This is a genomic window from Photorhabdus akhurstii (assembly GCF_018448925.1).
GTDB lineage: Bacteria > Pseudomonadota > Gammaproteobacteria > Enterobacterales > Enterobacteriaceae > Photorhabdus > Photorhabdus akhurstii.
The window spans coordinates 278,923-291,051 of record NZ_RCWE01000004.1 but is presented as its reverse complement, the minus strand read 5'-3'; the positions used below and the strand labels follow the sequence as shown (position 1 = coordinate 291,051).

Here is a 12,129-nt window from a genome sequence, read left to right as displayed (position 1 = left end):
ATAGGAAATTAAAAATCAGATTCTCTTGTTTCTGAGAGAATGACTTCACATGCTTTAAGCCCCAATATTTTTAACCATCGACGGTATTCCAACCCCATTCGATCGCTACTGAGGTGCATTTCTTGCCGTGGATCAAGCGGCAATCTTACTGGTCGTTGGGATTCAACAATAATTCTGTCTTGTTCAAATACAGTATCTTGTCTGGAAAGTATCTGCTCCAATGTGAGATCATGACCAAAATTAATTGCAACAATCAGCCATATAATACATTCATCTTCATCAACTGGGGTCGCATTGAAGAAAGTACAAAAACGCTCAATATCCCCGGTCTTTTTCTCAAAATAAGCCGTAGTAGGATTGAGTACTGAATAGCAATAACGTGCAGTAACCGGTATTCCCCGATGGTCGCCATAAGGTTGAAATACGCTAATTTCAGAAGAGTGGAGCCCACGATCATCTTGATTAACAGTATATTTCTTTATCTCCTCTGGAGCATCAGGCAAGCCGTTAAGATTGGCATGAACAAAAGGAAAATGCGAGGCATCTATAAAGTTTTCCAATGACCTTAACGCATTAGCTTTATAATAATAAGGACCTGCAACCACTTTCCTGAAATTGGGTTTATCCCATTCAGGGAAGAAAGGAATAGGACGCAATGGTTCTAATAGGCTTACCCATATAAAACCATATTTTTCTTCTGCATAGTGACGGAAAATCAATCTTTTTGACGAAGGTGGGATATTATTCGGATGAGCGGGTGTAAAAGTACAATTCCCTTTAGCGTCATATCGCCATCCATGATATGGACACTCAATATTCCCATTTTTAATACAACCTAATGATAGTTTAGCGCCCCGATGTCCACAATAATCTTTCCATGCATGTATTTTATTCTCACTATCTCGCCAAAGCACCAATTCTTCACCTAATAAACGAATCGCTTTTGGTCGATTATTTTTGACCTCCTTAGAATCTGCAACAACATGCCATTGATTATTTAAAGCACAATAATCAAGCTCCTCTCTATTCCATTTTCCTGAATACAACATCGTAACCTCCACCATTAATATATACCCGTTATCTTTCAAGCTGCCTCTTTGTTGGCTGCACTCACTCACCCCGGTCACATAGTTATCTATGCTCCCGGGGATTCGCTCCCTTGCCGTCGCGATGCAACTTGAAATCCATAGGCTATAATAGAACTTTAAATAGTGTAATAATGCTGATAGAAATACGATTTAAATAATATGACTATAATGTTTCTATGTTATTAGGATCAAAGCGCCAACCGTTATCTACCCAACCATTCAAATCATAGTCAGATAAACATTGAGTCACTAAATCATTACATTGATCCATTATTCCAGTAGCTTCACAATGTTTCAGCATATCAAGGCGAATTTGCTCATGATTACCGGCATAATTATGTTCATATAGTTCATGACGCCCGGCGAACTCACTGCCCAATGCATCCCAAAGAAGTTTAATCAGTTTCTGGCGTTCAATAGCGGATTGGTCAGTACCCTGATAATAGCAATCAATCAGTGGCCTAATCTCCGTATTTTCAATATCCAACCAACTTGAAACTTGCATAATAGGCGAGCCTCCCAAGATCGTGTTGAATATAGGTTTTAACTGTGACATGACTTGAGTGCTGAAATATCTCACCGTTGTAGCTGCATCCAATTTAGGTATTACAGAACCGTCATCTCTTTTTTCAGGATTTTGACAAAGGTTTTCTGTTAACGACCACATTAGGTTGCGTATAGCAACAATATCAGCCAAATGGCTTCTGACTCCTCTGAATTGATCTGAACCATTGGATTTCAAAACATTAGCAAACAACCCACATATCAGATCCATTTTAACGGCCAATCTTGTACCTGACTGCAAAGGGTAACGATTGAGAAAACCAGATACTGAATAGAAATTTCGTGCTCTCTCTATATCTCGATAAATCAATACATTTTCCCACGGAACAAAAACGTCATTGAAAATCAAGACCGAATCATTTTCGTCAAAACGACTCGATAAAGGATTATCAAACGGGCTTAATGCCGCCAACTCATAAGATTTTCTACATACTATTTTTAGATTAGGAGAATTCATTGGCACTATAAGACATAGAGCAAAATCCTCTTCCCTGCCCTTCTCATAATGAGTGGCACTGTTTTGTGCAACAAAGGTAGCATTTGAAATTGCCGCACTCGTCGCAACCATTTTTACCCCTTTGACAATGATTCCCGCATCAGTTTCCTTTTCGACATGCAAATAAATATCTCTCATATCTGAAACATTCTTAGCCCTGCCAACAGGGGGATTAACTAATACGTGGTTAAGAAATAGTACCTTCCGCGCACTTTTACGATACCAAGACAGAGCGTTATCACTAAACGAACCATATATTTCAGGAGTTGAACGCAACGTAGCCGTAAACCCTGCTTTATAATCTGGTGTTCTTCCCATAAATCCATAGGTTAATTTTGCCCAATGTGCTATGGCATCTCGTGCTTTTAATAAATCCTTAGCGGACTTGGACGGCATGAAATACCGATGCGTTCGATAGCCGTCAGGATCAATATCGGTTAATATCTCCTGAGAATCTGAATTATGTAACGCGTCATAGAGTCTAGATATCGAATAAGCACTATTGCGGAATGCCTTATGTGTCGTAACATTACGCACTTTTTGCCCATATATTAATACATCACGTCCATCATCTAAGCTACTAAGATATTCTTCACCGGTCATCATTTCATTCTTATCAACACTTGCCATACTATTACTCCTTATAACTCTCTATCTTGAGTATTAATAAAAATATTTAACTATTAACATCACACCAGAAACTAATACTACAATATTAACCAGTTTTAAGAATTGCTCACGCGACATTCTCAACGTAATATACCGACCAAATGTAATACCAACTAACATGCCAGGAGCAAGTACCAACACCAACAAAATCAAATCAGTATCGAAATATACGCCAGCTAAACCAAAAATTACTACTCGCGTTAATGTACTGAGACCAATAAGCGTTGTTTGAGTGATACGCATAGCCTCTTTATTTTCAATCCGCCCGCTTAGATAAATCGCATATAGAAAACCACCGCTACCAAATAATGCACTGAATACGCCGCCAATTAATCCGAAAGGGAACGAAGCAGTCGATGAAAAATTCCGATTTGGTTTTAAGCCACTCAAAGAGTAGACAGAATAGAGAACAACAAATACACCTAAGGCAAGCAAGAGTATTTCAGGTTTAGTTTTAAGTAATATCGCCGCACCAATAAGGCTACCGAAAATCATTAATGGAACAAGGCGTTTTAATTCTTTCCAATCGGCTTTACGTCCGTCACGACTAACATTAACGATCGCGGCAAACATATCTAGTAGTGCCAGCAAGGGAACAATTTTAGCCACCGGAATATATAACGCTAGTACCGGGCTGGCAATTAAGGCCGTACCAAAACCAGCAATTCCAAATATAATGTAAGCAATCAACAGAGCACCGACTATTACGGCATAATTTGAGTAAGTTAAAGCATCCAACATTTTTTTCTTAGCCTATTTTATAAGTGGTTAATGAGATCATATTCACGCTATAGAACAGCCCAAACCATATTGTTTCAATTGACTAAGGCGGCTGCGTGTACGCGAAATATCTGCCAATTCAACACCATCAAACATTTTATCATCCAGTGGGCGACAACCGATCAAAAAGAGCTGACAGCGTTGGTCATAAAGCACATCGACCACATTAATAAAACGTTGTTGAGCAGCGCTGGAGACCTGACCTAATTCAGGAACATCCTCAATAATCCAGCACTGATAGCGTTCACTTAAAGCAAGGTAGTCCATTACCGCTGTCGGACTGATGCACAGATCTTGGAAAGTCAAATGAATTGTGCCATTGGCAGCAGATAATACAGACAACATACGGTAGCCAACTTTTAGATCTATAGTAGACATAAGGCGTTCTGGCAAAGATAGCTTAATACGTTGTTCTTCATTCCCAGGCCAAACATAAGCACCTTGGCAAAAAGGATCGACATCATTGCCAGCCAGACATCGATAATCAATTTCTCCCTCCATCGAAACTATCTTCATATTTTTTTCAATTAGCTGAATAGCAGGTAAAAACCGCTCATGATAAAGGGGGTTTGCCAGTAAATCATTAGGGGGATAATTTGAAGTCGTTATCAAGACTATACCACGCTGAAAGATAAAATTTAAAAGCCGGCTAATAAGCATTGCGTCTCCAATATCATGCAGATGAAATTCATCGAAACACAATAATTGGCAGTTTTGTAGCTGAGTATGTAAAGTTGCTTCCATTGAATCCTTCTTTCCTGCTTGAAGGTTCATTAATTGATGAAGTTCACGAAAGAAATGGTGGAAATGGACTCTACGTTTATTTTTTATAGGCGCCGTCTCGAAAAAAGCATCTAGTATGAAACTCTTGCCTCTTCCTACCGGGCCCCAAATATAAATTCCCTTTACACAGGGACGTTTAAACCAAGAGCGATGAAGCATCGTATTAATTAAACATACCATATTCTCAACGACAGATATTTGATATTTATCAAGCGTGTATTTATACAATTGAGCTTTTTTTTGAATAGCTTGTTGTAGCTCTATACCTTTCGCTCGCTTTTCCATATATAAACCAGACCCTTAGTGTTTAACTTATTAAAATAAAAACTAATAAAATCGCAGTCCATTTTTAGAAAATTTTTCCCTAAAATAAATAAACACCAACAAAGGGAACTACACAATACCCTAAAGTTGTTTTTATGATTTTTATGATTCCTATCACATATGTATCACATAGGAATAATAATGTCATACCACTATGTTCTTTGACACATTTTTCAATAAATTCACAGGCTTTTGATAATAGTAACAAGCTCTTCTTAAGGATCTTGTTATCATCAATTATGCAACGGAAAGATTAATTAACTGAAAAAATATGATCTCACTCTCAATAAACCAAGTGAAAAACATGATGAGCCAGACATATCTCATAAAGTATCTGGCTCGCCTCTGCTACTTCATCGTGAATTCAACTGACCATGCGTAGGTCGCAATATTAGTAGAAGTGATGGTTGCATTACAAACTGCGCCTCCACTCGGTGTTGCTCCTTTATTCCATTTTGGAATTTTAACGCCATTAACATATCCGTTCACAAAGGTAGTCATAAATTCGCAGGTTTTAACCCCTATCTTATATCGCACCATCGCATAGTTTACGTCCGGTGAAAGCGGGCTTTGAACCTGATAAATATCGACTCCTCCTGGCGCTACGTTTGGAGTAGGTTTGGGTGTCGCATTGACATAGGTACCGGATTCATTATTAGTAATGATGGTATAAACAGCATCTCCGCTACCAGACGCACCAAGATGCTTAAATGTAACTGTTACCGGCGGGCCTGCATAAGCGATACCTGCGGCAGTTAAGGAAGCAGTTGCAAACAGGGCCAACAACGATTTACGTACTAACATGTTAGATACTCTCCTTATATGTTGTTTGGAATGGCTTACTGCGTTTCAATACAACTTTCTTTTCTATAATTTATTTTTTCGTACAATATATGTTCAACCCCATAAAGCAAATTTCCACTTTATGTCCCTATTAATATAGACCACTTTGCAGAACTTATTTAAAAGAGTAAGAGGTTCTCCGTCATAAAATTGACAAATACTCTGACCTTAAGAAATTAATAACGGCTTGATAGTTAAAAAAACCGTAATTAGTTAAGAAAACCGTAATTTGATAACGGAAAACATTCACAATCCACCAATATAGCCTGCGGTTTTGCCTAGTCTAATAGCAAGGCCAAAGCGCACTGCCTTTAAGCAGCACGCTTGTTTTAATTATTACCTTCTATAAGTTAGGTCTATTTACTCTTTTTTGAGTGCCAGAATCCCGCCAGCCCCAATCCCAGTAATGCCTCCATGCCTATAGTAAGTCCTATCATTCTGGCTGGAGCGGAAGCAGCAATACTGCCGAGCATATCCAGAAACAGAGCACTCCCTACACTTGGTCCACTCCCTATCATCGAAGCAGCAGTTCCTCCTCCCATTCGCGTACCTGTCAGCATAAAATGGCTTTCCATTGCCACACCTGAGCGGCTTGTCACAGGACCTAATAATTCCCTAGAAACACTACCTAACACTCTCTCTTGTACAACATACCTTCCCCCCATTCTGCCAATTCTGGGCGCATTCGAACTGACTGACCTCATCATCGTCGCTCCCGCCCCTTGCGCAAATCCTGCTCCCATAGTCGCACACATGCCCACTACACCAAGGCCAAACGCAACCCAACTGAATGTTTCTGCAAGTTCAGGGTTAGTATCCATAATTGCACCGGCAGCAATGGCAAATCCGCCAGAAGCAACGGTTGCTACACCGCCGATGACCGATAACCCTACAGCCAAAGTCATACCCGCGGCAGCCATTGCGGCCAATCCTGCACCGAGTGTCACAACACCAACGACAACGGTAATGACACCAAAAATAATCCCAAATATCCCTCCCCAAGAGATATGACCTTGCGGATCACGGCAGTTAATTGGGTCGATATAGGCATAACTATTTGGCCCACCGTCACCAAAGGGACTCCAACTGTCAGGTGTTGTAAAACGGAACAGACAAGGGCTGTATTGCCGTTCACCCAAATGATAGACACCGCTAACATCATCAACCATCTGCCCGGTAAACCCGACAATCAGCGGTACGGCAGAAGAACCAAACGGGCTATAGCTGAGTAAACTACTTTTCCCTTCCTTATTCAGCGTTAATATTGGTGAGTTCATTTCATCTGCACCAATGAGCAATATATTGTCTCGCTGCTTATCATCTTTCAGGCCAGAGGTAATAATGCCGGTAATTTGTTCTGAAACACGCGACACCCGGGTTTTGAGTTCCCCCGCCAACTCATTACTCAACAACGGATAATTGGCATTTTGTTGATAATACCATTCTCTACGGGTTTCAAGCTTACTGCGGGATACCAGTTTACCTTGGGGATCATAGTGATAGAGATAAATGTCTTCCCCGGCTTTTAATGTTTTTAACCGATTAAGCGCATCATAAGTCAGAATTTGACCTTGTTCGTTCTTCGTCATACAACCATTTGCATCGTACTCCAATGTTATCAACACAGGATAATCTTTGTGAGTGTGCCTAACTTCCGTCAATTGGCAGGGATCGTGAGGACTTGAATAGATAAAACGAGCCTCATCCTGTTCACTATTAAATTGGGTTATGCATTGGGTAATATTGCCTAACGCATCATAACTCAATGTCAACTTGGAAATAGGTTTCCCATAGCCATCAAGGGGTAATTCATCGCCGGTACAAATATATTCCACCAACATATTGAGTGAATTATATTTGAAGGTTTCATCGCGCAGTACGATTGTGCCATTACATATCATACGTGATGCCAACTGGTCGTTTTTATGCCAACGTTGTGTCATAGTCAGCATCTTATCAGCCTGCCCTGATGGGGTTATCGTGCGGGAAATTTCACGACCAAATATATCATAACCAAATTCCATCACTAATTTAGTCTGATCACGTTTATTTAATACACTTTGGCGCATCAATCGATCAAAGGCTGCATATTCCATCTCAGTCTCGATATCATCATCAACGACTTTAATAAGTTTCCCTTGTAAATTATAAAGATGTTCCTGTTTCTTACCGGTAATATCATTATATTCAATACATTTACCACCTACTGAAAATATTTGAGACAAGGATTGCTCAACACCTTCTGCAATAGGAGTAATGTTTTCCCCAGTAATATTACCCAGACCATCATAAGTTAATTGGCTAATATAACCACTTTGATCTTTGTAACGTTTAAGCTGACCGGTTGTTTTGTCATAATCAAATTGGTGGTCAATATTACCACCTTTAATTGATTTAATCACATCACCAAGTTCATGGATATTTTGATATTGCAATACCGTTCCGTCCGGTTTGATCATTGTATCTGGAACTGGAGATGAATCTTTATAAGTATATTTCTGAATACGACCACCATTATTTACCTCAATCAATCGCTCCAGAGAGTCAAATTTTTGACTGCCAGGAATAAATGTTTTATTCGCATTGGTGATACTAATTTGTGTGACAAGTTCCTTATCTGTATGGGGAGCATATTGTTTATTAATTTTCACACCATTCGGTTGTATAATCCCTATTACACGATGGTAGATATCATAAATAAAATCCGTTTTGTTTCCTATTTCATCAGTCAACGAAATAAGCTTATTATTGGCACCATATTGATGCTCTGTAGCAGAATATAATATTGGTGATAGAATTAATTTCCTGATAATTTCATCTTCATCCTTAGATTCATCATCCTTAACCTCAGAATCCAATGTATATCGGTTATTCTTAATCACATTGCCATGACTATCGAAAGTTTCTTCGGTAAACCACGCAATATCTTTCCCCGATTTCAACATAATAGCCGGTATACAAAGTTTTGATTCATCATCCTTGTTATTATCTTGTGTTGGGTAATTATAATTAAGAGAATAAAAACTAGTAGAATCATAACAGACAAATGATGATTTCTGATATTTTTTCAACAACGATAGAATATAATCTTCGGTCACTTCATGTTCATCATCAATATTAATTGAGTCAATATAAATAGTTTTCCGTGTTTTCTTGACCTCATTGATGAAAGTATACGTTATATCGAACTGTTGATCATGACGTCTATGTAAATTGAAATAACAGAATGGTGAAATATAATAGGTTCTGTAAATATCCTCAGTGACAATAATATCCCCTGATTTTACGTCTGGTAATAAATCAAATCTCTTTTCAACCGTAACAAGGAAATTTTCATCATATTGTTTATCACACACCAACAGCCACTTATTCTGACCTTTCTCAGGGGAAGATTTCCATATCTGTACCTCTCGATTAAATACATCATGACCAGTCAGAACTTTCACACCTTGTGCATTAGTATGCATGATATATCCTGCAAATCTGGCATTATCGACTTTCTCTTTAAAAACCGTAGTATAATCATCATTTATAATAATCCCATGATCGTAGCTTTCTGTTGTACTAAATTCCTTTTTAGGGTTATTTTTGATCTTTTTCAGTCTTGATAACGCATCCCATTCATATTCAGATATATTTTCATATTTATCTTTTTCACTTAACGTTAAACCCGTCTGAATAGAAATCACTTTTTCAGTCATAGAGTTTTTTCCATCATGCCCGGTAAACGTCATCACTGCTTTAAGATTACCCTCATAAAATGAATATTTATATGATACAGCGTTAATTTTTGCATCTTTATTGACTAAATTATCAATTTCAGAGGAAGATTTAACATTGCCCAATAACAGCTTATCATTAATCAGATAATCAATTGATTTTTCCAATTTTCCATGATTAAAATGAGAAGGATTATTTATATAAAATGCCCGATTAATTTCGTATGTGGCTACACCAGATTTATCATCTGTATGTTGCATCAACATACACGCCATTAAATCACAATTACCAAGATTAACAGGAAAGCCTTTCTTCTCTTTCACCGGAAAACTATCATAAATATATTTCTTTATATACGTTTTCTCATTACCTTTATTAGAGGAGGGGATATGCTTTTCCGTCTCCAAAAGCAGTGTCTTTCCTTTAAAATAACTATAATTATCAATACTACCATCGGGGTGCTCTTTCTTTATAATGCGCCCCTCATTATCATATTCAAATCGGGTTGTTAATATTGAGACAGAATCAATGGTATTATCTTCTATCGATTTTAATGTTACGCTAGTTTCTATTATTTCTACTGTTCCTAGTTTTACCTTCCTATTTATGTCACTATTACCTTTATTTTTCAATGAGTTACTATTATCTTTATACTCAAAATAGACTGTTTTTTCTTCTTTCTTTAAAGAGAAAAATTCTGGTTGCTCTGGAAAAGGCTTATCTTTAATTGCCCGATATTTACTGATGTTGGCCTTAATAATACCTGGATCATTAAGATAAGTTTCTATATTACTTCCACGTCTCAACATAGGATCATAATATTGTATCGAATCTCTATCATGTTTCATATTCTCATCATAGGAACCAATAATATCACAATTAAACTCTTCAAGATAAAGAGCATTGTAAATATAAATTGTTTTATTATATAAACGTGAATAGTTATGTTTTTGCTTTTGAACTGTGGTGATATACATAGGGGAACCAAATGGAGAACCAATTGAGTAACCATAAGAGAACATATTATCGTTATTATCATCATAATATGAATTATAACTAACTTCATAACTATAATATGTACAAATAGCTTCACTTTTTCCCGTTCCATCTGCAATCTTATGAAAACAGACTTTAAAACTATTATGACCATCGTCTTCATACGAAACGGTTTCTATCTTATTTAGCGGAGAAACAATTTCTGTAAGATAAGCTGTTTTTTCCGAATTCTTATTTGACAATTCAGTGTAGGATAATTTCCATTTTAATGGTGTGCTGAATGAAGCATTTTCTATTCCAGTCAGGAGATTATTATTTATAGTTAGATTAAATTCCTTTTTTTCATTACTATCAGGGAAAACTAGCAGGGACACTTTCTCATTTGAATAGGAAATAGTGACCAATGATTTCTTTATCTCTTGCGCATCGGTATATCTGTTTATATCGGTTAATTTAACTTCTTTACCTTCTTTATGCCAATTAAATTCTAATATTTCCCCCAAAGACGAACTACGAAATACGCAGGGTTTGTTATCACTAAAATCATTTATTTTAAGTAATTCAATCATCCCAGTGTTACGATAAGTGACTTTATAGAATTTATCTATTTTCTCAAAGAACACATCACCAATACCCCCTTCTAATATGAGAGCACCTTTTTTCTCAGTCACATGAAATAATCTACCATCAGCCAGAGAAAGCAGTTTTTTGTCTTCATTATAGACTGTCACTGGGATTCGCCATCCCTTTCCTAGCCCAACATTTTTCTGATTTAATGGTGAATAGAGAAGTCGAATATCAAATTGAGTTTCTATGAGGCTTGAGAGACATATATTTGAAGAAAAAGTCCCCGTGCGAGTATCAACCCCGCTTTCAATATAACTATGAAAATTTACCTTACCGCTATGTGTTCTTGTGGACATGATTATAAATCCTTAATATTAATGATAGTATATATACCTGGAGTATATGGATAAATTCCCGGATATACTCTTACTGGAAAGATAATTCCGTGTATTTCGCACAATGCTTTTTGTCTGATAGAGAATAATAAAACCTGATAAAAGACGGATATTTACATAAATAAAACCTCATGATTTGAATGAAAATCCTCAATTCAAACACAGATATTATTTAATTAAACAAATATAATATTCGTCAAGAATTAATTAACGTATTGATGAGAAAATAACGATATTTAATAATTAGTAGCAATCACTATTTTGAATGTACATTAATCATCGTTGCATTATAAATCCCACAGGTTTTATCAATAATTTGAACACTCTGTTGATAATAAGTCCTTGAACTACCTGGAGCGACTTCAATGACAGCTTGGTCGGGCCCTTTTTTATTCCAATTATATCCGATATTTCCACTGGGTACCGTAGAGCCGCTGGCATCGAGTTTAATCTTATCCCCCGGTTTTTCCTGAATTACCTTAACATCTATATGGATTTTTTTCGGAGTAGCATATTTCCCTATCTGCCGCACAATTTCTCTCTTTTCTCTCTCAGAATCGCCATCAACTGATTCCATCTCTTTCATTAATCGATCAAATTGAATTTGATTGGAAACGGCCCAGCAAGCTGGATCATGAGAAGTTGGAATATTATTTTCAGGCAAACCAAATGCGTATGCATGTCCAGATAGATGAATCAGAGCGACGAATGAAATAACCGATAGCGAATGACGAATAATACTCATAATGTCTACCTCAAAGTTTCATTATTTAATTAATATTTTGAACGGCTATATATTCATATTTACTGTTAGCAGAAGTCTATGCCAATTAATATCTAATTAAAGTAATACATTCTCATCAGCGCAAATATGAAATTTGATCTATATCAAAAAATCGAGAAA

General features: G+C 37.0%; 7 protein-coding genes. All 7 read right to left on the bottom strand.

What is annotated here, in order from left to right:
* Positions 1-8: 8 nt before the first annotated feature.
* The 7 genes from EAE93_RS07755 to EAE93_RS07725 all read right to left on the bottom strand — a co-directional run bounded on the left by EAE93_RS07755 (position 9) and on the right by EAE93_RS07725 (position 11,970).
* On the bottom strand, positions 9-1,049 hold the full coding sequence (locus tag EAE93_RS07755; RefSeq protein ID WP_051560629.1) for an aromatic ring-hydroxylating dioxygenase subunit alpha: 1,041 nt from the start codon (positions 1,047-1,049) through the stop codon (positions 9-11).
* A 202-nt stretch (positions 1,050-1,251) separates the two neighbouring features.
* Complete coding sequence (locus EAE93_RS07750) at positions 1,252-2,778, bottom strand: 4-hydroxyphenylacetate 3-hydroxylase family protein (RefSeq protein WP_214039439.1); 1,527 nt, start codon at positions 2,776-2,778, stop codon at positions 1,252-1,254.
* 33 nt (positions 2,779-2,811) lie between these two features.
* Positions 2,812-3,558 (bottom strand): sulfite exporter TauE/SafE family protein, encoded by a 747-nt coding sequence (locus tag EAE93_RS07745; protein ID WP_036775912.1) that lies wholly within the window; start codon positions 3,556-3,558, stop codon positions 2,812-2,814.
* A gap of 42 nt (positions 3,559-3,600) precedes the next feature.
* Positions 3,601-4,665 carry a cell division protein ZapE gene (zapE, locus tag EAE93_RS07740; protein WP_046394508.1) on the bottom strand — a complete coding sequence of 355 codons (1,065 nt, stop codon included), beginning with the start codon at positions 4,663-4,665 and terminating at the stop codon, positions 3,601-3,603.
* Positions 4,666-5,052: 387 nt separating this feature from the next.
* Positions 5,053-5,508, bottom strand: coding sequence for a hypothetical protein (locus EAE93_RS07735; RefSeq protein WP_036805339.1), 456 nt, complete (start codon positions 5,506-5,508; stop codon positions 5,053-5,055).
* 395 nt (positions 5,509-5,903) lie between these two features.
* Positions 5,904-10,994: an RHS repeat-associated core domain-containing protein gene (locus EAE93_RS25295; RefSeq protein WP_214039438.1), complete on the bottom strand. Its 5,091-nt coding sequence runs from the start codon at positions 10,992-10,994 to the stop codon at positions 5,904-5,906.
* A 487-nt stretch (positions 10,995-11,481) separates the two neighbouring features.
* The gene (locus EAE93_RS07725; RefSeq protein ID WP_040150591.1) at positions 11,482-11,970 is read right to left on the bottom strand and encodes a hypothetical protein; all 489 of its coding nucleotides are present in this window, start codon (positions 11,968-11,970) and stop codon (positions 11,482-11,484) included.
* Between the last annotated feature and the right edge of the window lie 159 nt (positions 11,971-12,129).